The following is a 24,828-nucleotide window of genomic DNA, read 5'->3' on the forward strand; positions in this document are numbered from 1 at the left end:
GATGTCACTCGGTGGCGAGCACTCGTACCGGGTCCTGCCGCAGGCGCACGACGGCCGGGATCACGGTCGCGGCCAGCACGAGCAGCAGACCGCCGGCGCCCGTGACGACGACCGCGGAGATCCCCGTGGTGGCGGCGCCCAGCGTCTGCCAGCCGAGTGCCGATGCGCCGGCCAGCGCCCCGCACGTGACGGCTGCGACGCCCAGCAGCGCCGCGGTGCCGACCTGGATGACCGCTTCCAAGGCCGCTGACGCCACCACCGTCCCGGGGGTGCTGCCGGCGGCCTCCAGCAGGGCGGCGTCCCGCGTGCGCGCCCTGCCCGACATGGCGACCGTCGCCGCGGCCCCCACGGCGGCCAGCAGCAGCGGACCACCCAGCAGCAGCACGACGAACTGCGCCGGGAGCCCGGTCGCCGGCGCGCCCGTCTGCGCGGCCTCGACCGAGGCGACCATGCCGTGCGCCGTGTACAGGCCACCGGTGAGTGCGATCGTCACCACAAGAGGGTTGATCGCGGCAGTGCTGCGGTCCAGGGCTGCGAAGGCGACGTTCCTGGCCAGGTACCAGGCCACGGACGCTCGTGCGGGGACCAGCCCGGTCCAGGCCCGAGTCAGGGGCGCGGTCACGAGCGGCGACCCGGCCACGAACAGCCCCGCGACCATGGGCGGAATCAGTGACAGCGAGGTCTCCAGGTCGGCGACATCGCGGCCGAACAGCCCCAGCGCCATCGAGGTCACCACGGTCAGGAGCCCTGCGCTCAGCACCCAGCGCGACCATGTCATCCTCAGGCGGGGAACCGCTGCCTCACGCAGCAGCTCGAGGCCGGTCACGCGCCCAGCCCTGCGCGCTGCCCGCGAGCCACCGGCGAGCAGCAGCAGGACGACCACGAAGACGCTCGCGAAGGTGCCGACCGCTCCCAGCCGCAGCTGCACGCGGCCCAACCCCGAGGAGCCCGCGAACACGTAGTCGGCGAAGGGCTGCAGCAACGGCGCCGCAGCCAGGCAGCCGGCCAACGCCCCGACCAGCCCGACGGCCGCCAGCTGCGCGAGTACGACGGTCCTGATCGCGCCGGGCCCGAAGCCCACCAGCTGCCACAGCGCGTAGTCACGCTCGTGCAGCGCCACGGTCAGGCCGGCTACCGAGCTGAGCACGACGACAGCCGCGACCGAGGTGAAGACCAGCAAGGAACCGCTGATCCCGTACAGGGCCAGTGCGGTGTTACCCGTTGCACGGTAGGCGGCGTCCGCAGTGCTCGCGCTCACGGCGACGGAAGCCGCGCCGGCGGCGGCGACCATGGCGAGCCCCAGCCAGATGCGCGCGTTGAACACCAGGTCCCGGGTCAGGAGGCGAAACACGTTCAGACCTTCTCTCGGTCGGTGATCCCGGCGAAGACTTCGTCCGGGGTCGGTCGGACGAGCTCCCTGAAGACCAGCCCGTCACGGAGTACCAGGACCCGGTCGGCGCGGGCGGCGGCGGTGACGTCGTGCGTGACGAGCACCACCGAACGAGCGCCGGATGCCGTCTCGCGGAGCAGGTCGAGCACCTCGACGCCGGCAGCCGTGTCCAGCGCACCGGTCGGCTCGTCGGCGAAGACAAGCTCCGGGCCGGTGGCGAGCACCCGGGCGATGGCGACCCTCTGCTGCTGTCCTCCGGACAGTGCCGACGGCCGGTGACCGCCACGGTCGGCGAGACCGACTTGAGCCAGGGCCCGGTCCACGTCAGTGGCGCTGAGGCTCCGGCGGGCGAGCCGTGCCGGCAGGGCGACGTTCTCGTGCGCGGTCAGGGCGGGGATCAGGTTGTACGCCTGGAAGACGAAGCCAACACGTCCCCTGCGCAGGCGGGCGAGCTGGCCACGCCGCAACGTCGACAGGTCCCGCCCCAGGAGCCGGACCGTGCCCGACGTCACCGGGTGCAGCCCGGACAGGCAGTACAGCAAGGTCGACTTGCCCGAACCGCTGGGACCGACGATCGACACCATCTCCCCCGGCTCCACGCGGAGCGAGACGCCTCGGAGCGCCTTCACCGGTGGGCCGTCGGTAGGACCCGAGAACGTCGCGGTCAGATCATGGGCGTCGAGCAGCGGGGTCATCGTCTCGCATTCACGGTTCGGTCAGCCCGAACATAGGAACCCGCCGCACGGGGCCGTGCGGCTGACCTCATCGTCGTCGCGCTCCGATGACCGAACATCAGTCAAATGACTGGTCAGTGACCGGTAACGCCTCTCACGACCGGCTCGGTACTTCCGGCATCGATGCCCCTGAGACCTCTCACCCGCGACGGGCCGCTCCCGCGAGCGCGTCGCGCAGCTGGCCCCGAGCGGTGATGCCCAGCTTGGGGTAGATCCGGTAGAGGTGGTCCCCGACGGTGCGGTGCGACAGGTAGAGCTGGTCGGCGATCTCCTTGTTCGTGAGACCGCGCGCGGCCAGTCGCGCAACTTGCAGCTCCTGCGGGGTGAGCAGCCCGGTCGGGTCCGGCCCACCCCCTGCGCGCACGGGCGCGACTCCGGCGGCACGCAGCTCAGAGGCTGCCCGCTCCGCCCACGGTCGTGCACCCGCCGTGTCCAGCAGATGCAGCGCTTCGCCGAGCTGTTCGCGGGCGGGCAGGGAACGACGCTGCCTGCGCAGCCACCCGCCGTACAGCAGCCTGGTACGAGCCAGCTCCAGAGGCGTCCCGGCAGCCTGGCCCTTGGCGACCGCCTCCTGGAAGTGCTCTCCGGCCGCGGGGCCGTCGGACAGCAACGCTCGGCTACGCGCCACCAGCATCTCGAGGTGCTCCGAACCGAACGCCGCAGCCGCCTCCCCCGCGGCGTCCACTGCGGCGGCCACCGCGTCCGTCTGCCCCACCCGTACGGCGGCCTCAGTGAGGTCGCCCAGCGCCCAGAGCGCCGTCGTCGGGTGGACGGACACGTGGCTCAGCTCCGCCCAGGCATCCGCGTACCGCTGTTCTGCCAGTGCGATCACTCCGCCGGCCCACGCCTGGTCCGCCGTCACCAGGGCGAGCGGCGCTCGCGCCGAGAGCTCCCGGCTACGGGCGAGCGCTGTGGACGCGCGCACCAGGTCGCCGCGCCAGGCCCAGACCCGGGCGGCGACCGCGGCGGTCGCAGCGGTACTGACAGGCAGCCCCATCTCCTCGAACATCCGAAGCGCATGCTCGGCATCGTCCGACGCCGGCACCAACCGACCCAGCATCAGACCGGTGTTGGCACGCCCACGCAGCGCTTGGCACTCGTCATTGGGAAACCCGGTCCGGCGCGCCAGATCCGCGGTACTGGACCAGATCCGGTAGGCCATGGACAGGTCCTGCAACGACTCTGCAGTGAGCGCAAGGATCTGCTGGCCCAAGAGGTCCTCAGACATCACGGTGGCCAGCCGGCCCAGCTGCGGCCGCTCCTCCCCAGCCCTGCCGACGGGGTCCAGCAGCGCAAGCCCCATGTGCTGGACCGGGTCCCAGCGACCCAGATCGATCGCGACGAGCTCCGCCTCGACGGCGCGCCGCTCGGACTCCGGCAGCGCCTTGCCGAAGCACTCGATCGCGGCACCCCACAGAACGGCGACCCGCTCCTCAGGGTGTCCTTCACCGTCAGGACCGGCGAGGCGGCGCGCCAGCGCGATCAGGTCGCTCGGGCTGGGCCCTGGCGTGCCCGCGGTGTTGCTGAGCAGCAACCGCGTCGTCGCGAGCTCTACGAGCACCTTCGCGTCGGTGGCCAGAGGAAACGCCTCGTCGATCAGCTCCCCCGCAACCGCGGTCGCCCCCGCGCGACGAGCGATCTCCGCCCCCGCCGCCAGTCTGCGGGCACGCTCGACCGGTTCCGGGGACAAGGCAGCTGCTCGGTGCAGAGCGGCCACAGCCTCCGGCTGCCCCCCTCGTTGCCGGGCGGCCTCGGCCGCGTGCTCGAGAGCGGCAGCCACCTCTTCGTCACGCTCGTAGGTCGCCGCCGCCCGATGCCAGGCCGCCCTGCTCAGGTCTGCCGTCACGGTGGCCAGTGCGCGGTGCACCTCGGCACGCTCGGCCGTGGTGGCCGCGCCGTAGACCGCCGAGCGCACCAACGGATGCCGGAAGGTCAGCCGATCGCCGGCGACCGACACCAGTCCCGCTCGTTCGACCGCGTCCAGGTCGGCCTCCGCGAGGCCCAGCATGCGTCCCGCCGCGAACAGCTCGCTGACCGCGGCGTCGTGGGCGGTCGCGGCGAGAAGGAGCATGCGGCCGCTGGCTCGCGGCAGCATCGCGGCCGTACCGAGGAAGGCCTGCTCCAGACGCCTGGTGGTCGGGAGCAAGCCGGGCGGCTGGAGCCGGGTGTCGTCGCCTGGGGCGCTGACCGACGACGCGAACTCCTTCAGCGCCAGCGGATTGCCGCCTGCCTCGGCCAGCACACGGCGTCGCGCCTGCGCGCTCAAGCGCACCGGCAACGCGTCAAGCAGTTCGCCGGCCTCCTCGGGGCCCAGCGGAACGAGTGGGATGCGGGTCACCGACAGCCCGGACAACGGTTCTTCGTGGATGTCCAGGTCGTCCACTCCGGTGCGGACGCTGATCAGGAGCAGGATGGGCGCGTTGGAGAGTCTGCGTGCTACGAAGGTCAAGGTCTCGACGGTGGACCTGTCGAGCCACTGCAGGTCCTCCACGACGATGAGCAGCCGTCGTGTCGAGGCCACCTCCTCCAGCAGACCGAGGACTGCCAGGTTGATCAGCAGCCGTTCAGGAGCGGGGCCCTCGGCCAGGCCGAACGCGGTGGACAGAGCGGCTCGCTGGCGTGCGGGCAGCGAGTCGACCAGCCCGAGCACCGGGTGCAGCAGTTCGTGCAGGCCGGCGAACCCGACCACCGTCTCGCTCTGGACCCCGGTGCACCGCAGCTCGCGGTAGCCGGCGTCAACGGCACGTTCCGCAGCCGCTTCGACCAGCGCCGTCTTGCCGATTCCCGCGTCGCCCTGCACGACGACCGCCCTGCCGCTGCCAGCAACCTGTGTGATCAGGCCGACCAAAGTGTTCAGTTCCTGGGACCGCCCGATCATGGCTGCCCTCCTTGCTGGGCCCGGCGGGCCGTTCTGATACCGACGACGGACGGACAGGGACCGTCATCTGACTGATGCATTCGATGGACACTGCGCTGAGGCTGGTCTGGCACGCGATCGAGCGTGTGAAGACCGAAAGGAACCATCCCATGACCGAGCCCATCAAGCCCGTGCTCGAAGCGCCGGCACAGGTGTTCAGCGACGCCAACGCCAACCCGCCGTTCCTCTACCAGCTCTCGCCGGAAGAGGGTCGCAAGATCGTCGACAGTGTACAGAGCGACCCGCCGCCGGTCCTTCTTGACGCCGACGTCACCGACCTGACCGTCGAGGGCGGCCCGACGGGATCCGTGCGGGTCCGGATCGTGCGCCCGGCCGGCACCACCGGCGTCCTGCCGGTGATCCTGTACGTGCACGGCCTCGGCTGGGTCTTCGGCGGCCCGCAGACGCACGACCGGCTGGTCCGCGAGCTCGCCGTCGGTGCACAGGCCGCCGTGGTCTTCCCCGACTACGATCTCGCCCCTGAGCACCAGTACCCGACGCAGATCGAGCAGGTCTACACCGTCGCGGACTGGATCGCGGCGAACGGCTCCGAGCAGAACCTGGACACCAGCCGCGTCGCGATCGCCGGGGACTCCGTCGGCGGCAACATGGCCGCCGTCACCACCATCCTCGCGAAGCAGCGCGGGGGCATCACCTTCGCCGGACAGCTGCTGTACTACCCGGTCACCGACGCCAACTTCGAGACCGGCTCGTACCACCAGTTCGCCGAGGGCTACTTCCTCCCCCGCGCGGGCATGCAGTGGTTCTGGGACCAGTACACCACCGACCCGGCCAAGCGGGCGGAGATCACCGCCTCCCCCCTGCGCGCCACCCTCGACGACCTGACCGGGCTGCCGAAGGCGCTGGTCATCGTCGGCGAGGCCGACGTGCTGCGCGACGAGGGCGAGGCCTACGCCGCGAAGCTGCGCCAGGCAGGCGTGCACGTCACCGCCGTGCGCTACGCCGGCATCGTGCACGACTTCGTCGGCCTCAACCCGCTGCGCGAGACCTATGCCGCCGAGGCCGCCATCAAGCAGGGCATCGCCTTCCTGCGCGACGTCCTCGGAACGGACTGACCGACATGGCGGACGAGTCCGAGCTGCTGGAACGGATGATCCAGCAGGTGTTCAACGAGCCCGACCCAGCGCGTCGGGCAGAGGTGATCGCCGAGCTGTTCACCGAGGACGTCGTCTTCGCCGATGGTGAGCGGACGGTACGCGGACGGGACGACCTGGCCGCCACCGTGACCCGGCTGCTCGACGAGGCTCCCGGCCTCGCGTTCACCCACACCGGGCCGTTCCGTGGTACGGGCGACCTCGGGATGCGGCCATGGGCCCTCGCGCCCGCCGGCGGCGAGCCGGTCGCACGCGGTCTGGACGTCGTGCTGCTCGAGGAGAACCGCATCGGGCGACTCTGGACCCTGCTAGAAGGCTGACCCGACAGGCGCTCGTCACGGGAGTCGAAGCGTCGGCCCCCGGGTTGCGTCGTCGTTGCGTCAGCCTGATCCACCCGCAGCAGGGCGGGCATGCTCCCGCCCTGCTGCCTGATGTCTCGCACCAAGAGGAGTCGCATGACTGACATCAACACCGAGGTGCCACCGAGCGGAAACGGTTGCGTCGAGTGCGACGAGACCGGCTCATGGTGGGTGCATCTCAGACGATGCACCGCATGCGGTCACGTGGGCTGTTGTGACGACTCGTTGCACCGCCACGCGAGCGCCCACGCCCAGGAGACCGGTCACGCGGTCATCCAGAGCTTCGAACCCGGGGAGGACTGGTTCTGGGACTACCAGGTCGAGCGATTCGCCGACGGTCCGGTCCTGGCCCCACCGCATAGCCATCCCGATGACCAGCCAGCGCCTGGACCGGCAGATCGGCTCCCGGCCGACTGGCTGCTGATTCTTGAGACGCGCGACAGCGACTGACGCTGTCTCGACAACGACCGCAATGCAGGAGACGGAGAAAATCATGGCAACGATCAGCATCATCGGAGCAGGAAACGTCGGGGCACAAGTCGCGAGAGCTTCGATACGCACCGGAAAGAGCGTCGTCCTGGCGAACTCGCGTCACGGTGAGGGCCTCGACGGGCTCGTCGCCGAGCTCGGAGAGCGCGCAATCGTGGCAGCGTCAGTCGCGGACGCCGTCAAAGACGCAGACATCGTGGTTGTCGCTCTGCCGATCAACGCGTACGCCGCGCTTCCCGCGGACGCTTTCGTCGGCAAGGTCGTGATCGACACGGGGAACTACTACCCCGCGTGGAACGGCAACATCCCGGAGCTCGACGACGAGCGCACGACGACGTCCGAGCTCCTCCAAGCCGCCCTGCCGGGCGCATCGGTGGTCAAGGCACTCAACAACCTGTCGGCCGCCGACCTCACCACGGACGGCAGCCCGGCCGGGTCCAGCGACCGCAGGGCCCTGGCGATCGCGGGGGACGACCTCGACGCCAAGGTTGTCGTCCGCGAACTCATCGACAGCTTCGGCTTCGACGTCGTCGACGTCGGTCCGCTCGCCGAAGGGTGGCGCTTCCAACGCGACCTGCCCGCTTACGGGGTGCGGCGCAACGCCACGCAGATGCGCGAGGCACTCGCGAAAGCCACCCGCTACCGTGACCAGGCCAAGCCTGCGGTCTCGAGCGAGAGCCGCTGACAACAGCGCGTTTGCGTCTCTCCCTGAACGACCAGGCGGTAACGTCAACCCTGGAAGACAAGGAAGATCCGTCACCGCTCCAGAACGCTTGGGCTGGGTGTCCCAGCCCAAGCTCCGGGGCGCCCGTCTGCTGGGATCCGTGGAACCCGAACATGCCCAGCTTCTTCAGGGTAGGCGTAGCAGCGCGGAGTCGTGCCGGTTACCGCCGATGCCGCCGCCGGTCAGCAGGGACCGCTTGACGCCCCAGCTCGCGGCGGTCTACCCGGGGCGGGTCGGTGCCACGCCGCACCCTACCCGTGCGACCTCTTAGCCGGGTGTCCGTCGCGCTCGCTACTCTGAGCGACGCTCTGGGCCTGGCCGGCGTGGAAGTCACTCACCCATTCCCAGCCAGGCTTGGCGGCGGGGCCGATGCGCGGGTCGCTGGGATCACGGCCGTCGCGCAATGCGTGTATATACGCGTGATCCAGTTCGACCCGTGAGCGCACCTGGCCGGCCCTGCCGATGGAGCCGTGACCCGGAACGACGGCATCCACGTGGTCCGCCGTGGCCTCGAGCATCCGCAGTGATGCCTACCCCGGAAACCGTCCCCATCCAGGTAGCGGTTTGGGGAGTAGAGCACGCTGTTCGGTAAGACGCCGGCGTTGCTGGTCCCGGTCCCGTCAGAGAGTCCCGTTACTTTGTACGGCATGTCCGACCTTCTGGCCCAGGCCGCCACCATCGCGAACAAGCATCTCGATCCGCGGTCCGCAGCGACGTGGCTCGACCTGGTTCGCCCGGCCGTCGCGCTGGACGAGGCAAGCCCTGGCGAAGTCGTCGTCGCCCGCCTGGGTGGGCAACCACACCTGCCGGCTGGGACGCCCTGGCCCGTGTGGCACGGTGTCGGACCGCTGTCGTTCGTCGGTGAGGTGGACCTGGCGGCCCTCTCGGCCACAGGCCACGATCCAGGTGTCTCGCTACCGGCGACGGGGCGGCTGGCGTTCTTCGTCCTGGACGATCCGGACGACGACGGCTTCGCCGACGCCGCCCACCTGGACAGCTTCCACGTTCTGTACGTGTCCACCGATGGGCTTCCCGTCACCGCCGCACCCGCGGGCACCCGGACCTACGCAGAGCGGGAACTGACCGGGCGGCCCACTCTCACCGCGCCGGACGCCTTCCACCCCATCCTGCCAGTCACTTTCGGCGTGGACGCCGACGCGGACTACCGGGCGTGGCTCGACCATCCCGTCAACAGCGCAGACTTTGTCGACGCCATGGAGCGGCTGCGTGGGCACTTGCCTCGCCACCAGGTCGGCGGGTGGGCCATCGCAGTCCAAGGACCTGTGGAACTCGAAGCCGCTCACGACGAGGTTCGACGTCGACGCTCGGCAGACAGCGGCCTGACCGGCCCGCACCGCCCTGGTCAGGACACGATCGCCGCAGAGACCGACCAATGGGTGCTGGTGTTCCAAGTCGACTCGGACAACGACCTCATGTGGGGCGACGCCGGAACCCTCTACTGGCTCGCCCGCCCCGAAGACCTCGCCCGCGGCGACTTCACCAACATCCGCTTCGTCATGCAGTGCTGCTGAGACGCCTCTCACCCGCCCGGTAAGAACAGTGGGGCTTTCGACAGCACCGGGTTCTCGCCTGGTGGAGGTCGCCCTTGCTGCCCCGACGGCGCCCATCTGCCGCGGAACATCTGTTCCGCAGGAAGCCACCGTTGCCGCTCGCGAGGCGCGTTCCGAATCCGTGCCGTCCGGCCGCATTGGACGGTAAGAACGGCTTGATACTGCCGTTCCCGGGCTACATGGCCCATGTGTGCCGCGTCGACCCGACAGTGGGCAACCGTGGGCATCGGTGGGTACTGCAAATGTGTCATTTCGCGTGCCATGCAGGCCCTGAGGCGGGCAGCTGTGTCACGAACCGTGTCAGCCAACAGCCTCCGGCAGACGACCTCGGAGGCTTGTCCGAGTGGTTCGACGAGCGGTGAAGTGCTCTCTCGCGCGATGACCCTGACGACGTCAGGTGGCGTTCCGACGGCGGCGCGCGCAGCGCGCTGAGGTGGTCGTCGGCAGAGGCGGTGTGACCTGGCCGCGACTGCGGGCGTTTCTTGTTCCTCGACTCAGCACCCAATGGAAAGCACACCCAACCACTGGTTGCCCACGATCCTACCGACGCAGAGACAATCTGCTGGCTCGGCCGCTACGGCGAGAAGACAGCCGTCGACGACCTGTCCTTCTCCGTCCGACCCGGGCTGTCACCGGGTTCCTCGGGCCGAACGGCGCCGGGAAGTCGGGCCGAGTTCAGCAGGTGGCGAGCAGGCGGTCCGGCCCGTGCGTGCCGAGCTTCAGGGTCTCAGCTGGCACCCGCTCGGCCACGCCGTGGAGATGCCCGCGAGGTCGAGGTCGTTCGTGACCCAAGGCGGAGCAGTTCGAGCGCGATTGCGGGAAGCTCAGTAGACCTGGGGTATGCGGGTCCGCTGGGTGGCGCGATCCTGCTCGTTGGCCGGGAGACCAGCGGCCTGGCCGACCGCCTGCCCCTGGGCTCGGAGCCGCTTCTCGAGCGCGATCTGCTCGCGGAGCTCATCCTCGGTGGGCCAGAGGCCGATCCCGAGGATGAGGAGGAACGTGACGATGCTGACCGCCATCACGAGCGGCACGAGCAACTGCATGGTCGACGCACCCGCGGGCACGGTGTCGACCGGATTGACCACCGAGACACCGGCCATGCCGGTGTAGTGCATACCGGTCACCGCGATCCCCATGACCAGTGTCGCGACGATGGTCGCGAGCGTGCCGCGGATGTGGACCGTGCACCACAGCGCCGCGGTGGCGGCCACGACCGCGATGACGACCGAGGCGATGACGTAGGTCGGGGCGTAGGCGATCTGCGCCGACATCTCCATGGCCGCCATGCCCATGTAGTGCATGGCAGCCACTCCGACACCCGCCAGGACGCCGCCGAGCACCAAGGCGGGCAGCTTGCGCTTGCCCAGCTCGGTGATGAACAGGCCCGTACCGACCATCACGATGGCGACGGCGGCGCTGAGCAGCGTCTGCGGGATGTCGTAGCGAATCTCGACGCCGGAGGCGGAGAAACCGAGCATGGCGACGAAGTGCATCACCCAGATCCCGGTACCACCCAGGGCGATAGCTCCCAGGACGAGCCAGACCGCTCGCGCGACGGGGGTGGCGGCACGTGCCCGCGAGGTGCACGCGAGGCCCGTCGCCGCGCCGGTGCACGAGATGGCGTACGCCAGGACGGGGGTCAGGAACCCGAAGGTGAAGTGGTCGATTGCGGGCATGACGAACGAGGCCTCTCACTGATAAGGCTCGCGCGCTTCTTGCGCGAATGCCGGAAACCTCCCGGCCGGGTGAAACCTAGCAGCCCTAGGTTGCTCGCCCGCGAACAAAGCAGGTCCAACGGGGCCACATCCCTGCACACCACGGCCGAGCCCCGCCCAAGTCGCCCCGCCGGCAACGGCCCCTTTCGCGCTCGTATCAACCGATCAGCACCATGGCACCCGCCGCCGCGAGGTGCAGCAGCGGATCCGCGGTGCTCCTCAGCCGCGGTCCGGCGAGGTAGAGCCGGGCCTCGGCCTCACGGGGTGGTGGTCCGATGATCGTGCCGTCGATCACTCGGTCCGGCCCGGCAAGAAGAGAACTAGGCACCGTCAGAAGGTGACCCACGAGCCCACCTAGTCGCTAGATTCCAGCCACCGGTCCGAGGAGTCCTCCACCTTCACGCAGCAGGCGACCCCACCGCCTCTGTCGATGGTGGTCCGCCATGACAATGCCCCGTCTTCCGTGCCTTCCGTACCCTGCGGCGAGCGTGACCCCGATTCCGGGGAAGGGGTAGACGTGGCCCTGGTGGAATCTCGGTCGAACAGGTCGCGTTCTGGAGCAGATAGGAAGACTTGGCCGACCTCCCGTTCTACGGTGGATCTCATGGAGGACAGCGAATCCAGCGAGCCCCGCGATGACGCAGGAAGCCCGCCCCACCGGCGCTGGAACTGGGGTGCCGGCGTCGGGCTCGCTATCGGCGTCGGCATTGCGTTCGGCATGGTCTTCGTCCCGTCGATGGGCATCTTCGGCATAGCGATCGGCATTGCGCTCGGAGCCGGTCTCGCACCGACCTTCGCGATGTCGATGGCCCGCCCCGGGGACACCGCCGGAGACCAGCGCGAGCACGACTGAAGAGGCTCGCCCGGCCGACAGTGAGTCGTTCGTCTGATCAGATGTGGCCTCGTGTGCCGGCAGGACGGCGTGCACGAGCCGTCCCGCGGGATGCTCGACCGCGCCCGGCCGGTCGCCAGCTGAAGTGCCCACCGCACTCGGGCCTGTACCGCACGACACGAAAGGCCGGCACAGATGGGTCTCGCCAGCCAGTCCTGCAGCCCCTCGCGCAGAGGAGTCCCCTGCGCGTGCAGCGGTGGATCCGCCCATACTTCAGGGCCCTGCCCGTCATGGCGCCGGCATCCATCGGATGGGCTGGCCGAGGAGCGCGCCGAGATACCAGCGCTCTGCGTCGGGATGGACGCTCGTGGCGGCCGGAGTCAGACCCGTGAGGAACTCGACGATGCTTCCGGTGTCGCGGGCTACCAGGATGCTGCCGCTCAGCGGGTCCTCCTCATTGACGAAGAGGTCGCTGGGCAGGCGGATGAGGATCTCGCGTGAGATCGCGTAGGGCAGGACGAGGTTGTCCAGGGCAGCGTTGCGTTCGTAGATCGCCACCAGCATCCGTCCATCCGCGTCGCGATCGATGTTGTCGGGCGTTCCCGGGAGGTTCTCGTAGACGCTCCTGGTGGCGCCGGTGGCGAGGTCGTACTCGAGCACCCGGTAGCGGTTCGACTCGGCCACCCACAGCGCCGAACCATCGGCGGTCAGCGCGACACCGTTGGGGAAGTAGACACGGTCCAGCAGAACCTCGCTGCGCCCCGTGCCGAGGTCGTACACGAGCAGGCGTCCGCTCGCGCGCCCGTCGATGGCATCCGGAAGCAGGTACGACGAGGACTCGTCGCCGAGGGTCGTGGTGTTGTAGCGGGAGCTGGAGTCGCTGAAGTACACGAGGCCGGTATCGCTGATATCGAGGTCGTTCGCGAAGAGGATCCGTTCCCCGGCGACCTCGTCGACGAGCGTCTCGACGCTGCCGTCGGGACTGATGGCCTGCAGGCCGACCCCGTGGTTGGCAACGATGAGCCGCCCGTCAGGGGCGAAGGCCAGCCCGAGCGGCCGGCCATCAGGCACGGCGAACCGGACGGGCGCGTCGCCTGTTGGGGTGTAGCGCCAGATCACGCCGTCCCGGTCGCCGGTGTACAGGTTCCCTTCGGCGTCTGTCGCGATGTCTTCCGGGCCAGGGATCACCTCCGCCGTGAGGTCCTCCACCTGGGCGCGCGTCGTGGCCTCTTCGGGCAGGTCGATCGCTCGGTCCGGTCGCCACGGCTCGGGGTCGAACCCCTCCACCGGCGCGGGAACGGTCAGAAGGAAGACCGCCAGCGCGACGAAGGGGACAGCGAGGACCACGACGATCGCGGTCGTCCACCCATGGACGCGGTGACGCGGGGAGCGGGCGCGGCTGCCTACCTGGTCGCGCCCGCGGCCGGCCGTGCCGCTGAGCCGTCGCCGTGTCGTCCTGCTCATCGGGAGTGCTCGCGGAGCCGACGGCGCAGGGTCACGACCGCGATCGCCGGGAGAACGACGAGACACACCATGTCGAACCAGAGGCCGACGTTGCCGGACGACGCCTCGAAGACGGCCGGCCGGGTGACGGTGAGCAGGACGCCGACGCCTTTTGTCAAGGTTGCGGCGAGGAGGATCGGTACGCGCACGTGGCGGTCGAAGCCTGCCCAGATGATCGCGGCTCCGAGCACGAGCTGAAGTGCGCCTCGATGCTGCAGCAGCGTGGTGACCACGGCGTCAGGGGACATCACTCCGTAGCCGGCGAGCTGCCCGGGTGAGACGAGTGCCAGCGCGGGCGTCATCGTCAGCAACCCGATGAGCCCCAGGGTGATCCGAAGGGGCCACGAGGGCGGCGTCGAGGTGGGTCCGGGCGACGAGAAGCGAGCAGGGATGGTCATGAGTTCCTCCAACCAGGGCGAGGACTCATGTGTAGCATAAATACATGTAGCGGCACTACATGTATCCCCACTTCTTTTCGGAAGTAGGATGGCCGCATGCGGATGGCGGAGTTGAGTGAGCGAAGCGGCGTACCCGCTCCCACGATCAGGTACTACCTGCGCGAAGGCCTCCTTCCTCCAGGGCGCCTGACCAGCCCCAACCAGGCCGCGTACGACGATTCGCACGTGCGCCGGCTACGCCTGGTGCGGGCGCTGCTCGAGGTCGGAGGGCTGTCGGTGGAGGGCGCCAAAGGCGTCATCTCGGCGATGGAGGCCAAGTCCGGGAACGAGTTCGGCGTGCTCGGGCAGGTGCAGTACGGCCTGTCCGCCGGCCGCAGCCCGTCCGTCGCCGATCTTCCGCCGGCGGCGCTCGAGCAGGTTGACGACCTCATCGCGCGGCGCGGATGGCGCGTACGCGACCACAATCCCGCGCGGGCATCCCTTGCTTCTGCCCTCGTGAGGCTGCAGGAGGTCGGCCGCGACGAGCTCCTCGCGGCGCTCGACTCGTACGCGGATGCCGCCGAGTCGTTGGCGCGCCGCGAGGTGGATGAGCTCCTCGCTCTGGACGGCGACGAGGTTCGCGCCGAGGCCGTCGTCGCGGCGACCGTGCTCGGCGACGCTGTCCTCTCAGCCCTGAGACGCCTCGCACAGGAGTCCGCCGTCGCGCAGCGGCTGGCACCTGACGAGAGCCACGAAGCCTCGACGTGAGAGCCCGCGGACGTGAGCCACGCTCTGATACGAGGCGGCGCCACATCGACTCGCGAGGCTGGGAGGGGTCCCGGTTCGGTGGTGGCAAGATGCGGGCCATGCGGAGGGATGGAGCGCCGACTCGTCCGAGCTGGATCCGATGGGTGGCGGGCGTTGCGGTCGGCGCCCTGCTCCTTGCCGGCTGCACGAGCGGTGGGGAGACCAGGTGGGGGGCGGGCGACGAGGACCCGAGCCAGACCTCCTCCACCGACGCCGGGCGGGCCCCGACCCAGTCACCCCTGCCCCAGGACGTCAGCGGTTACGCAGGCGACGTCCGGCGGCTCTGGTCGACTCCTGAGGTGAAGACGGAGAACTCGGTCAACACCATCTGGATCACGGGTACGACGGTCGCCACCGTCACGGCCGGCGGTGTGTCGGCCTACGCCCCGGACACCGGCGAAGAGCTGTGGCATCTGCAGTCCCCCGAGGGTGCCGGTGAGCCGTGCTGGTCGAGCACGACGCTGAACGGTGACGATATCGGTGCGGTGCTCTACACCTCGAGGGACGAGGGAACCTGCTCAATTGTGGCCGCCGTGCATGCAGGGATCGGCGAGGTGCTGTGGAGCCAGCCGCTGAGCGACCCGCACGGCCGCGCCATCGTCTCCGGTGTCAGTGCCGGCCTCGAGGCGATCACGGTCAGCCTTGGCGGGCGGGGTGGCTACTTCCGCTTCTCGGTCGACAGTGGCGAGCGGCTGCCCGCGCTGAAGGTACCGGCGGCCGAGACCTGCCGTCCGTACGGGTGGCAGCACTCGGCCCGGTTCAGCGTCGTGGTCACGAACTGCGAGGAGGTCGGCGCCTACGTCTTCGACACCGAGAGCGGCGACCTGTTGTTCTCGATCCCCGGCCCCGTACTCCTTGACGGCCTGGCGGTCGTGCCCGGAGAACGCCTGGCTCTCTGGCAGGACGAGACGCTGGTCGTCTTCGACGACGACGGCGAGGTCACCCAGGAGATCACGGTGCCGGATGGAAGGTCCGCCGGCACGCAGGCGGTCGTCACCGACTCGGCGGTGGTCGGCTTGAGCGGTTCTGAGCAGTCCACGCCGAGGTACCCCCACTATGCCGGCTGGGACCTGGAGACCGGCCAACAGCTGTGGAGAGCGATGCTGCCCGGTAGCGACTGGTATCCCAGCCTCTGGCACCGCCCGGGCGACGCGCAGATACTCGTGGAGTACCCCGCATGGGCCGACAACGGCGCAGGCGTCCGAGAGTACGACCAGCGCCTGGGATGGCTGGACCCGCGCGACGGCTCCCTGGTCGACGCGGGTGCTCTGCCCGAGACGGCCGATGTCATGACCTTTGACCTCGTGCCGGACGGCCAGGTGGTCTACGCGCTCACCAGGCCGGCTGAGAAGATGGGGCACGTCCACCTCGTGGCGTACGAACTACCCGGCTGATGGTCGCCGCCATCATCAGCGCGAGGACCACCGGGGCGTCCAGCGCCCGCTCGACCGGTGCGATGACACCGCCGCGGGCAGCTTGTAGCGTCGTGGCGCGTCCCTATCGTCGCGCCCATGGGCCGGACCGAGACCGTCGTCCGCACGATTTCCTGTCTCGCCTGATCGCCGCGGAGGTGGGCGTTCGGTCGTTCACTCCTCCGACGATCCTTTCGGAGTGACGCCAGGAACTTTGGAACCTTTGTAGGACATAGCCAGGTACGTCTGCACCGAGCGCGCCAACTTGTCACCCTGCCCGTCTTCGGGTGCTTGTGCGCTTCCAGCGCACCAAACGTGCGGCAGTTCAAGGTCTTGGCCATGGGTGGTCCCTCCCCACCCACCAGGTGTCGCCCGCACCCACCGCCCGCCAGTGGCAACGGCTCACCGATCGATCGCCCACCCCACCCAGATCCCGTTGGGCAAAGTTTGGGTTTCAGATGTCCACTGAAGGCCATTCCTGTCCACCGCCGCCCAAAAAGGGTGAAGCATCGGCACAGGTAAACGCCGCGCCCGTCGAGGTAGTCGACCTAGAACGGGCAGAGCAGTACCTTTTGCGCATGAGCAGCGACAGCGACGCGCCTCCGAGCGAGGGCGGCGAGAAGGCCGAGCGGATGGACCGCCTCCGGGCACTGTTGACCAAGCCCATCAAGATTCCCGAGTCCGCGTCGAACGACAGCGAGGACGCGGACTACGCCGCGCCCGTGGCAGCGGCCGCGGCACCCAAGGCGGCAAAGGGCGCCAAGGTGCCGGTCGAGACCCCGCCGGCGGTCAAGGCCGCGGCCGAGGCTCTCGACCGCCTCAGCGACGAGGAGAAGGAGCCTGCCGCCGACGACGGCGCGCAGTCCGGCCGGCCGAGCAGGTCACGCCGCACCTGGGCGGACGCCTACCTCGCCAAGCCGGACAAGCCCCTGACCCCCGAGGAGGTCCGCGCCGAGCTGACCGTCAACCTCAAGGAACAGGCCACGGACCTGCGCGAGCTCATCGCCAAGGAGAGCGTCGCGCAGGCGAAGGCCCACGAGCAGGCGCTCACCCAGGCGATCGAGCAGGCGCGTGAGACCGCGGCGGGCGAGCTCGCCACCGCGATCGAGCAGTCCGCCGGCGCTGCCCGCGAGGAGGCCGAGCGGCTGCGGGAGCGGATCGACGAGCTCACCTCGACCACCGGCGCGCTGCGCACCGACCTCGACTCGGCGCGCGCCGTCGCCTCAGCGGCTCAGGCCGCCGCCGACGCCGCGACGACGTCCGCACACGCTGCGCGTGAAGCTGCCGACGCCGCCACCAAGAAGGCCGCTACCGCCACCACGTTCGCCTGGGTCGGCATCGCCTTGGCCCTGGTGGCCGCGGTGCTCGCGGTGGTGCTGTAGCTCAGCGCGGATCGTCGAGATCGGCACCGGCGCGCAGCACGAAGCGCCGGTGCCGACGACGCCCGTGAGCATGACCTCCGTAGTACGTGGCCGACTCCCGGACCGGCGGGTACGTGACCCGGGGGCCGGCGAACAGCCCGTCGAGCAGCGCGGCGAACGCCGCGTCGACCGGCGAGCCCACCGCCTGCGCGCCTGGTCGGCCGGGCACCTGACCTTCCGATGATTCGTACATGCGTTCGATCCTACCCGTCACCCGCACCGGCGTCCATCGAATGCGTTAGCAAGTTCCGCGCCGCCACGGTTACGGTCAGCGGATGATTCTCAGCCACGACGTCACGGGCTCCGGTCCCGCCGTCCTGCTTCTGCACGCAGGTGTCGCCGACTCCCGGATGTGGGACCCGCAGCGGTCACATCTCGCCGAGCACCACCGCGTGATCCGGTGCGACCTGCGCGGCTACGGCGCCACACCGCTGACCAGCGAACCGTTCGACAACGCGGGCGACGTGCGGGCGCTGCTCAGCTCGCTCGGCGAGCGCCCGGTGGCGATCGTCGCGGCGTCGGCGGGCGGGAAGGTGGCGCTCCAGCTGGCCTCCGAGTGGCCGGACCTCGTGTCCCACCTGGTCCTCCTGAACTCGGCCTTCGCGCTGCCCCCCACCCGCTCGGTGCAGCGGTTCGGGCGGCGCGAGGACGCGCTGCTCGAGGCGGGCGACGTGGACGGCGCCACCGAGCTGAACGTCGCCACCTGGCTCGGGCCCGACGCCGACGACGACGCCCGCGAGCTGGTGCGCACCATGCAGCGGCGTGCGTTCGACGTTCAGCTCGCCGCCGGGGACGACATCAACCAGGAGGCCGGGCCCGAGATCGACCTGGAGTCGATCACCGCTCACACCCTCGTCGTCTCGGGCGGCCAGGACCTCGACCACTTCCGCGCCATCGCCAACCACCTCGCCGGCCATATCCCGGGCGCGAAGCACACTCAGCTCGGCTGGGCCGGGCACCTGCCCAACCTCGAACGTCCGGACGAGGTGACGGCGCTGATCACGGACTTCCTGGCCGAGTTCCGGGGCTGAGCCCGGCGGCGCTCAGATAGCCGCGCGTCACCCGGTCCTGGACACGGTGGGCGACGCGCGGCAAGATCCGGGAGCCCCAGAAGTCGTGCCGGGCCACCGCGTGGATCTCGAAGACGAGCCGGTCCCCGTCGCGCAGCACGCGGAACGACTCGACACCTGTCTCCGGGTGACGGGGCAGCGTCGCGTAGGTGAAGCCGGTCTCGTCGGGGGTCCGGACGACGTCGACCACCCGGCACGGTGCGGCGAACCAGAGCGGCCCCGCCCGCACGGCCTGCACCACGGTCACGCCGACGTCGGCCGGGCCGCTCGGGACGATGACGAGCCCCGCGCCGCGGTGGATCTGCCAGCCGAAGAGCGCGTCGGCGGTGGCGGCCGCCGTCACGTCCGGGCCGAGCACCACCCGTTCGCGCAGCACGCGGGCACGTGCGGGTGGTGCGTCGAGCCAGCCGAGCTCGGCGGTCGGCTGCTCGGCAGCCGATCGGTCGAGGATCCGCGCGAGGTCGGGCCGGGTCAGCTGCACCCGGGAAGCCTAGCGGCCCCCCGAGGTCACCGCGCCGGGCGCTGCTCCTCGAAGCGGACCGGGAGCTCGCGGGGGACGGACGACCACAGCGTCCCGGTGGCGCGCAGCTCCTCGGGCGGGACCGTCAGCGCGACGCCGCCGAGGCGGCGCAGCGCGGCCCCTACCGCCACCTGGGCGATCACCGTGGCGGCCCGGCGTGCGGGACAGGAGTGCGGGCCGGCGCCCCACGTGAGGTACGAGAGGTTGCCGGACTCGAGCCAGATGTCGTCGCCGGTGGCGCGCGACTCCGCGCTCGCGCCGAGGATGCCGGGCACGACCGCGTCGCCGGCCAGGATCTTCCGGCCACCGAGCGTCGTGTCCGCGAGGGCGAAGCGGGGTGCGGTGTTGGGCGCGGGTGGTGCCGAACCGAGCACCGCGGTCAGGGTATCGGGCGCGGACAGCCGCCCTCCGGACCGCCCGTCGAACCGCGGGTCGGTGAGCTGCATGCGGGCACCATGGCTTTTAGGCGGAATGTACCTCCTGTCCAATGCAACGTCATGAACCCGGGGCCTTGTCCCGGTCCTCGCACTGTGCTTTCCTGTACCGAGAAACCGGTTTCTCGGCACAGGAAAGCACAGCCCTGGAGGCAACGATGCCCGCACCTCTCGCCCTGCCCGCGCTCGCCCTGTTCCTCTCCCCCACGCTCGCGCTGGCGCCGCTGCTGGGAGGTGCCGCGTCGTCGGCGTGCAAGCCGTCGCCCGCGGACGACGTCGTGCGCATCGTCGTGGCGGCCGACGGCAGCGGGGACGCCACCGGCGCGCAGGAGGCCGTGGACCTGGCGCCCACCGACTTCGCGGGCCGGGTGGAGATCGTCTTCGAGCCGGGCCGGTACGCGGGACGCGTGGTGGTCGACCCGGCGCACCAGCGGCTCTCGTTCGTGGGTTCCACGGGCGATCCGGAGGACGTCGTCCTCACCGACGACCGCGCAGCGGGCACACCGAGGCCCGAGGGCGGCACGTGGGGCACGAGTGGCAGCGCGTCGGTGACGATCCAGGGCGCCGACTTCCGCGCCGAAGCCGTGACCTTCGAGAACGCGTTCGACGAGGCCGCGCACCCGGAGTTCACCGGCCACCAGGCCGTCGCCGTGAAGACCGCCGCCGACCGGGTGGTGTTCGACGACGTCCGGTTCCTCGGCAACCAGGACACGCTCTACCTGGACTCCCCCTCTGCGACCACGCCAGCACGCGTGTACGTGCACGACAGCTACGTGGAGGGCGACGTCGACTTCATCTTCGGGCGCGCCACCGCCGTCCTGGACGACACCACGATCAATGCCCTGCCCCGCGCCTCGGACCCCAGCGGCTACGTCCTCGCGCCGAGCACCTCAGCCGGGTTCTCCCGCGGTTTCCTCGTCATCGACAGCTCCATCGTGTCCGACGCACGGGACGGCTCGTACTACCTCGGCCGGCCCTGGCACCCGTCCAGCGCCCCGGACAACAACCCGCGCGCCGTCGTCCGTGACACGCGGCTCGGCACCTACCTCAAGACCGACCCGTGGACCACGATGTCGGGCTTCGACTGGACCGCGGGCAGCAACGCCGAGCACGACAACCACGGACCGGGCGCCGTCGCGAACGAGCACCGGCCGCAGCTGTCCGACGCCGAGGCCGCGGACCACGAGATCGACGACTACCTGGCCGGCGCCGACGGGTGGGCGCCCCAGGCCGAGCAGGCCAGGCGCTAGCCGGGCACCTCGAAGCGCACCGGGAGCTGCCATGGCATGGACGACCACAGGGTTCCCGTGACGGGCAGCGAGTCGACGGGGACCGTGAGCGTCACCCCGCCGAGCCTGCGCAGCGCCACCTCGACCGCCACCTGCGCGATCACCCTGGCCGGGCGCCGCACGGGGCAGGCGTGCGGGCCCGCACCCCAGGTGAGGTAGGCGAGGTTGCCGGGCTCGAGCCAGAGGTCGTTCCCCGACGCACCGCGCGACTCCGCGCTCGCGCCGAGGATGCCCGGCACGAGGGCGTCGCCCGCCGCGATCCTGCGACCGCCCAGCATCGTGTCCGCCATCGCGTAGCGCGGCCCGGTGTTGCTCGCGGGCGGGATGGAGCCGAGCACGGCCTCCAGCGTGTCCGACGCCGACAGCATGCCGCCCGACCGTCCGTCGAACCGCGGGTCCGTCAGCCGCAGCCGGAGCGCCTGCGTGATCCACGCGACCTCGAACTCGCTGCCCAGGACGAGCATCGTGGAGACCGCGCTCTGCACGTCCTCGTCGGAGGGCCGGCTCGGGTGACGCAGGATCGCCGAGGTCATGTCGTCCGACGGCTGCGCCCGGCGCCGGGCCACGAGGTCGACGATGAGGCGCTTCTGCGCGGTGAGCGCCTCGGCGCCCTCCGCACCCTGAGCCCGGAAGATCCGGCGCGCGTGGCCCAGCATCGCCCGCGCCTCCTCCGCGTCGAGCCCGAACATCGTCGACATCGCCAGCAGCGGCACGGCCCACGCGTACTCGCTGACCAGGTCGGCCTCGCCCCTGGCCGCCACCCGGTCCAGCGTGCTCTCGCACCACTGCCTGACGGTCACGGCGAGGCGGCGCTCGTCGAACCCCTCGAACGCGTCGTCGACAAGACGGCGCAGGTGGCGGTGCCGCGTCCCGTCGACGTAGTAGACGCTGTCCCGCGGGGCGAGGATCGCGCCGACACCGCTGCCGGGGTCCAGGCCGCCGGCCGCGACCAGGCTCCAGTTGCGGGAGTCGCGCGAGTACAGGCTCTCGTTGCGCAGCAGCGTGGCCAGCTCCCGGTGCCCCAGCACGAGCCAGGCCCGCACGTCGCCCTCCAGGAGCACCGGGGCAACGTTGCCCCACCTGGCGCGCAGCCGCTCGTACACCGCGGCTGGGTCCGGGCTCCTGGTGGTCTCGGTCAGCGGCGTCAGGTCGGCCAGGTCGGTCAGGCGCTCGGCCAGAGTGGTCGTCGTGACTGTCATGGTTCTCGGTTCTCGACGCGCCAGAGGCGCACGGTACGTCGTCGTTCGAAACGTATCGCATACGCGGCGGTCTGTACCGGAAAGTCCGGGACGATCTTGGTCCCGACAAGTCGTCACCCGTTTGCCATGCGCACTTTGCCCGTCGGCAATGCCGCGGGTGAAGTCTTCCCTTGACGATGGCCACTGCCGATCGGGACGAGGGAAAACATGTCTGGACCTGCACGAACACTGAAGCTCGCGATGGGGACGACGGCGGCCGTGGTCGCCCTGGGTGTCACGGCCGCGGGATCCGCGGCGGCGGGTACGACGGCGAACATGCCGGTGCCCGCCGAGCTCTCCGCGGCGAGCAGCGCCGACCTGGCGCAGCGCTGGGCGCCGATCCACTACCAGGACGTCGACCAGACCGGCACCAACGCGCTGGGCGGCCGGTCGGACTACCTCGCGGCCTACGACTTCGACGGCGACCTCGACGCCCGCAACAACTGGGAGAACACCGGCAACCACTCCCTGGCCGCGACCGCCTACTACTCGGTGCTGGAGACGGGCACCCACTGGTTCGTCACCTACATGTTCTTCCACCCGCGCGACTGGTCCGACTCGATCTTCGACACGGAGCACGAGAACGACGCCGAGGGCGTCATGGTCGCCGTCCAGAAGGACGGCTCGACGTACGGCGTCCTGCGCGCGGCGGTCACCGTGGCGCACACCGACTTCTTCTCGTACACGCCGGCGGGCAGCACGTGGGGCGCCGGCGCCGAGAGCCTCGACGGCACCCTGCAGACGGCGACCAGCCCGCACGACGGGCTGGCCCACCCCGTCACCGCCCAGGAGGCCAAGGGGCACGGCCTCAAGGCCCGCCCGGGCTACGACATCCGGGGCGACGGCGTCGTCTACTACCCGGCGGGCCGCGCCGAGGTGCCCGAGCACCCGGACGACCGCAACGTCTCCTACCGCCTGGTGGACGTGCACGCGCCCGGCGGGCTCTGGTCGCAGCGCACCAGCACGTCGCTGTTCGCGAGCCACGGCACGTTCGCGGGCGACGGCTCCGGAAGCTGCGGCGACGGCGGCATCTCCTGCTCGCAGAACTCCGCGAACGCGCCGTGGGGCTGGGACGACGGCAACGACGGCCCGGGCCGTGGCGCCCTCGCGACCGACCCGGCGGGGCTCGCGGCGAACTACTTCCGCATCCCGGAGGCGCTGGACCGCGCCTACGTGAACAACCCGTACTGACCCCGGGGCCGGGTCACGTGTCGGACACGCGAGAATGGCGCCGTGACCAACACCGCCTCGCCCGCCGTCCGACACCAGGTCCCGTACTACTCGCAGTGGGCCTCCCCCGAGCTCGTGCCCGCGATCGTCGGCGGCACCATGCGTGCCGCCGACGACCCACGATGGGCCGAGTACGGGGCGAGCACCGCCGAGGAGTACGAGTGGTGGGCCGACCAGCTGTGCGGCGTGGCGTGCCTGCGCATGGCCCTGGGGTACTGGGACCTGGACGTCCCGAACCCGATGCAGCTCGCCGCCGACTGCGTGGAGGTCGGCGCCTACGTCCACCGCGACGACGGCGGTCTCGACGGCCTCATCTACGCTCCCTTCGCCGCCTACGTGCGGGCTCGGTGGGGCCTGGTCGCCGACGTCTACCCGGACCTGCCGATCGACCAGATCACCCAGCACGTCGCTGCCGGGGAGCTGGTGATGCTGTCGGTCTACCGGACCATCCGCTCGCTCGACCCGGCTCCGCCCCGCCGCGGTGGACACCTGGTGCTCGCCGTCGGCGCCGACGAGGAGCACGTCGTGATCCACGACCCGTCCGGGCTCCCTGGGCGGTCGCAGGAGTACGCCCGCGTCCGCTGGTCCGACCTGGACCGCTTCTACGCCGGACGTGGTGTCGCGCTCGGCCGGCCCCGAACGTCGCAGAGCTGAACGCCCGCGATGGCGCGCTGAGGTTCGAGTCGAGGTTGAGAGTTGGCCAACCTTCAGGTTCAGGTTGAGGCTTAGATTGCCACCCGTCAGGCCAGCCTGGCGCTCACCACGAGCTCCTGGCCGACGTCGAGGCGCACGTCGGCCAGCCGGACGCCGTCGGGCAGCTGCTCGGCGAGGTCGATGTCCCGGCTCGTGGCGGCCTCCACCCGGCCCCTGATGGTGCCCAGCAGCGCGGCCACTATGGGGTTGCCGCTCGCGAGCTGGACGTCGCGGACCGCGAGGACCATGTTCTCGTCGACGCTGACCGACGCGGTGGCCTGCACCCGGGCCGAGAGGAACATGCCCTTCTTGATCGCGGCGTCGACCCGGAGCGCCGCAGCGCGCGGGCCCCGCGACACCAGGTCGACGTCCAGCCCGGTCAGCGTGACGCCCTGCTGCAGCAGCACCACCGTGAGCAGCCCGCGGGCCGTCGCGACCAGGCCTGCCTTGTCGACGGCGACGCGCGAGTGACCCGCCACCGGGTGCGCCTCGCTGGGCTCCACCGGCTGGATGCCGACGCGTCCGTCGGAGCCCTCCACCCAGTCGAACCGCAGCCCCTCCACCTCGGCGGTGATGTCGATCGGCAGGTCCACCGCGACGAGCCGGTGCGCGTCCACGCGGAGACGGCGCAGCGTGCCCGGCTCGCGCCGGACCACCTCGGGGCGCCACTGGTTCGCGGCATCGGCGGGCCCGGACGCGCCCGCCTGCCCGGGGGCGCCGTCCGCGCGGACGACGACGCCCGTCAGGTCGATGTCAGCGGACGCGACGTCGGCGCCGTCGAGGACCGCGTTGACGGCAGCCCGCTCGAGCCCGACCGCCCGGCCGCCCAGCGCTTCCGCGAGCGCCACCCGCACGCGGGCGACAAGATCGGCGGCGTCGGCGGGCCGGGGCGCGGTGCCGAGCGGGATCGCCTCGGGGGTGCGCTGCTCGGTGGGTTCGGGTCGCTGGTAGGCGTCGCTCATGGACGTGAGACTAACCGCGAACGCGC

At 70.7% G+C, this 24,828-nt stretch carries 25 protein-coding genes; 13 read left to right on the forward strand and 12 right to left on the reverse strand.

What is annotated here, in order from left to right:
* Window positions 1–4 precede the first annotated feature (4 nt).
* From AB0I32_RS16150 to AB0I32_RS16160, 3 genes are all read right to left on the reverse strand, one after another.
* Complete coding sequence (locus AB0I32_RS16150; RefSeq protein WP_357507691.1) at window positions 5–1,351, reverse strand: FtsX-like permease family protein; 1,347 nt, start codon at window positions 1,349–1,351, stop codon at window positions 5–7.
* A gap of 2 nt (window positions 1,352–1,353) precedes the next feature.
* Complete coding sequence (locus AB0I32_RS16155; protein WP_357507693.1) at window positions 1,354–2,085, reverse strand: ABC transporter ATP-binding protein; 732 nt, start codon at window positions 2,083–2,085, stop codon at window positions 1,354–1,356.
* 178 nt (window positions 2,086–2,263) lie between these two features.
* Window positions 2,264–5,002 (reverse strand): AAA family ATPase, encoded by a 2,739-nt coding sequence (locus AB0I32_RS16160; protein WP_357507694.1) that lies wholly within the window; start codon window positions 5,000–5,002, stop codon window positions 2,264–2,266.
* Between the two features lie 149 nt (window positions 5,003–5,151).
* Between AB0I32_RS16160 and AB0I32_RS16165 the strand changes: the two genes are divergently transcribed.
* The 5 genes from AB0I32_RS16165 (at window position 5,152) to AB0I32_RS16185 (ending at window position 9,260) form a co-directional block, all read left to right on the forward strand.
* The gene (locus tag AB0I32_RS16165) at window positions 5,152–6,117 is read left to right on the forward strand and encodes an alpha/beta hydrolase (RefSeq protein WP_357507696.1); all 966 of its coding nucleotides are present in this window, start codon (window positions 5,152–5,154) and stop codon (window positions 6,115–6,117) included.
* Window positions 6,118–6,122: 5 nt separating this feature from the next.
* Window positions 6,123–6,476 (forward strand): nuclear transport factor 2 family protein, encoded by a 354-nt coding sequence (locus AB0I32_RS16170; protein ID WP_357507698.1) that lies wholly within the window; start codon window positions 6,123–6,125, stop codon window positions 6,474–6,476.
* A 135-nt stretch (window positions 6,477–6,611) separates the two neighbouring features.
* Window positions 6,612–6,965, forward strand: coding sequence for a UBP-type zinc finger domain-containing protein (locus AB0I32_RS16175; protein WP_357507700.1), 354 nt, complete (start codon window positions 6,612–6,614; stop codon window positions 6,963–6,965).
* A 22-nt stretch (window positions 6,966–6,987) separates the two neighbouring features.
* Window positions 6,988–7,689 (forward strand): NAD(P)-binding domain-containing protein, encoded by a 702-nt coding sequence (locus AB0I32_RS16180; protein WP_357507702.1) that lies wholly within the window; start codon window positions 6,988–6,990, stop codon window positions 7,687–7,689.
* 686 nt (window positions 7,690–8,375) lie between these two features.
* Complete coding sequence (locus AB0I32_RS16185; RefSeq protein WP_357507704.1) at window positions 8,376–9,260, forward strand: YwqG family protein; 885 nt, start codon at window positions 8,376–8,378, stop codon at window positions 9,258–9,260.
* Between the two features lie 863 nt (window positions 9,261–10,123).
* On the opposite strand, the gene AB0I32_RS16190 is transcribed toward AB0I32_RS16185, so the two are convergent.
* Window positions 10,124–10,975: an MHYT domain-containing protein gene (locus AB0I32_RS16190; protein WP_357507706.1), complete on the reverse strand. Its 852-nt coding sequence runs from the start codon at window positions 10,973–10,975 to the stop codon at window positions 10,124–10,126.
* 196 nt (window positions 10,976–11,171) lie between these two features.
* Entirely contained in the window at window positions 11,172–11,360 is a 189-nt protein-coding gene (locus tag AB0I32_RS16195; RefSeq protein WP_357507708.1) for a hypothetical protein, read from the reverse strand.
* A gap of 258 nt (window positions 11,361–11,618) precedes the next feature.
* On the opposite strand from AB0I32_RS16195, the gene AB0I32_RS16200 reads away from it, so the two are divergent.
* Complete coding sequence (locus AB0I32_RS16200; RefSeq protein WP_357507710.1) at window positions 11,619–11,867, forward strand: hypothetical protein; 249 nt, start codon at window positions 11,619–11,621, stop codon at window positions 11,865–11,867.
* 267 nt (window positions 11,868–12,134) lie between these two features.
* On the opposite strand, the gene AB0I32_RS16205 is transcribed toward AB0I32_RS16200, so the two are convergent.
* On the reverse strand, window positions 12,135–13,310 hold the full coding sequence (locus tag AB0I32_RS16205) for an SMP-30/gluconolactonase/LRE family protein (RefSeq protein WP_357507712.1): 1,176 nt from the start codon (window positions 13,308–13,310) through the stop codon (window positions 12,135–12,137).
* Entirely contained in the window at window positions 13,307–13,747 is a 441-nt protein-coding gene (locus AB0I32_RS16210; protein ID WP_357507714.1) for a hypothetical protein, read from the reverse strand. The genes AB0I32_RS16205 and AB0I32_RS16210 overlap by 4 nt, the downstream gene beginning before the upstream one ends.
* Before the next feature lie 102 nt (window positions 13,748–13,849).
* Here AB0I32_RS16210 and AB0I32_RS16215 point away from each other — a divergent pair, with 102 nt between their 5' ends.
* The 3 genes from AB0I32_RS16215 (at window position 13,850) to AB0I32_RS16225 (ending at window position 17,327) form a co-directional block, all read left to right on the forward strand.
* Window positions 13,850–14,494, forward strand: coding sequence for a MerR family transcriptional regulator (locus AB0I32_RS16215; RefSeq protein ID WP_357507805.1), 645 nt, complete (start codon window positions 13,850–13,852; stop codon window positions 14,492–14,494).
* 143 nt (window positions 14,495–14,637) lie between these two features.
* Window positions 14,638–15,927, forward strand: a complete 1,290-nt coding sequence (locus AB0I32_RS16220) for a PQQ-binding-like beta-propeller repeat protein (protein ID WP_357507716.1) — start codon at window positions 14,638–14,640, stop codon at window positions 15,925–15,927.
* A gap of 596 nt (window positions 15,928–16,523) precedes the next feature.
* Window positions 16,524–17,327, forward strand: coding sequence for a hypothetical protein (locus AB0I32_RS16225; RefSeq protein ID WP_357507718.1), 804 nt, complete (start codon window positions 16,524–16,526; stop codon window positions 17,325–17,327).
* Between the two features lies 1 nt (window position 17,328).
* Here the strand turns inward: AB0I32_RS16225 and AB0I32_RS16230 are convergent, their stop codons facing one another.
* Window positions 17,329–17,559 carry a hypothetical protein gene (locus AB0I32_RS16230; RefSeq protein WP_357507720.1) on the reverse strand — a complete coding sequence of 77 codons (231 nt, stop codon included), beginning with the start codon at window positions 17,557–17,559 and terminating at the stop codon, window positions 17,329–17,331.
* Window positions 17,560–17,641: 82 nt separating this feature from the next.
* Between AB0I32_RS16230 and AB0I32_RS16235 the strand changes: the two genes are divergently transcribed.
* A complete protein-coding gene (locus AB0I32_RS16235) occupies window positions 17,642–18,397 on the forward strand; it encodes an alpha/beta fold hydrolase (RefSeq protein WP_357507722.1) in 756 nt (251 codons plus the stop codon).
* Here AB0I32_RS16235 and AB0I32_RS16240 read toward each other — a convergent pair.
* Window positions 18,366–18,917 (reverse strand): DUF1990 domain-containing protein, encoded by a 552-nt coding sequence (locus tag AB0I32_RS16240; RefSeq protein WP_357507724.1) that lies wholly within the window; start codon window positions 18,915–18,917, stop codon window positions 18,366–18,368. The genes AB0I32_RS16235 and AB0I32_RS16240 overlap by 32 nt on opposite strands.
* Before the next feature lie 26 nt (window positions 18,918–18,943).
* On the reverse strand, window positions 18,944–19,402 hold the full coding sequence (locus AB0I32_RS16245) for a hypothetical protein (protein WP_357507726.1): 459 nt from the start codon (window positions 19,400–19,402) through the stop codon (window positions 18,944–18,946).
* Window positions 19,403–19,548: 146 nt separating this feature from the next.
* Between AB0I32_RS16245 and AB0I32_RS16250 the strand changes: the two genes are divergently transcribed.
* On the forward strand, window positions 19,549–20,640 hold the full coding sequence (locus tag AB0I32_RS16250; RefSeq protein ID WP_357507728.1) for a pectinesterase family protein: 1,092 nt from the start codon (window positions 19,549–19,551) through the stop codon (window positions 20,638–20,640).
* Here the strand turns inward: AB0I32_RS16250 and AB0I32_RS16255 are convergent.
* Entirely contained in the window at window positions 20,637–21,878 is a 1,242-nt protein-coding gene (locus tag AB0I32_RS16255; protein ID WP_357507730.1) for a hypothetical protein, read from the reverse strand. The two genes, AB0I32_RS16250 and AB0I32_RS16255, sit on opposite strands and share 4 nt — an antisense overlap.
* A gap of 207 nt (window positions 21,879–22,085) precedes the next feature.
* Here AB0I32_RS16255 and AB0I32_RS16260 point away from each other — a divergent pair, with 207 nt between their 5' ends.
* Both AB0I32_RS16260 and AB0I32_RS16265 read left to right on the forward strand, forming a co-directional pair.
* Window positions 22,086–23,108 carry a hypothetical protein gene (locus tag AB0I32_RS16260; protein ID WP_357507732.1) on the forward strand — a complete coding sequence of 341 codons (1,023 nt, stop codon included), beginning with the start codon at window positions 22,086–22,088 and terminating at the stop codon, window positions 23,106–23,108.
* A gap of 42 nt (window positions 23,109–23,150) precedes the next feature.
* Window positions 23,151–23,801 (forward strand): C39 family peptidase, encoded by a 651-nt coding sequence (locus AB0I32_RS16265; RefSeq protein WP_357507734.1) that lies wholly within the window; start codon window positions 23,151–23,153, stop codon window positions 23,799–23,801.
* An 86-nt stretch (window positions 23,802–23,887) separates the two neighbouring features.
* On the opposite strand, the gene AB0I32_RS16270 is transcribed toward AB0I32_RS16265, so the two are convergent.
* Window positions 23,888–24,802, reverse strand: coding sequence for a hypothetical protein (locus AB0I32_RS16270; RefSeq protein WP_357507736.1), 915 nt, complete (start codon window positions 24,800–24,802; stop codon window positions 23,888–23,890).
* Window positions 24,803–24,828 lie beyond the last annotated feature (26 nt).

This window comes from Promicromonospora sp. NPDC050249 (genome assembly GCF_040656015.1).
Taxonomy (GTDB): domain Bacteria; phylum Actinomycetota; class Actinomycetes; order Actinomycetales; family Cellulomonadaceae; genus Promicromonospora.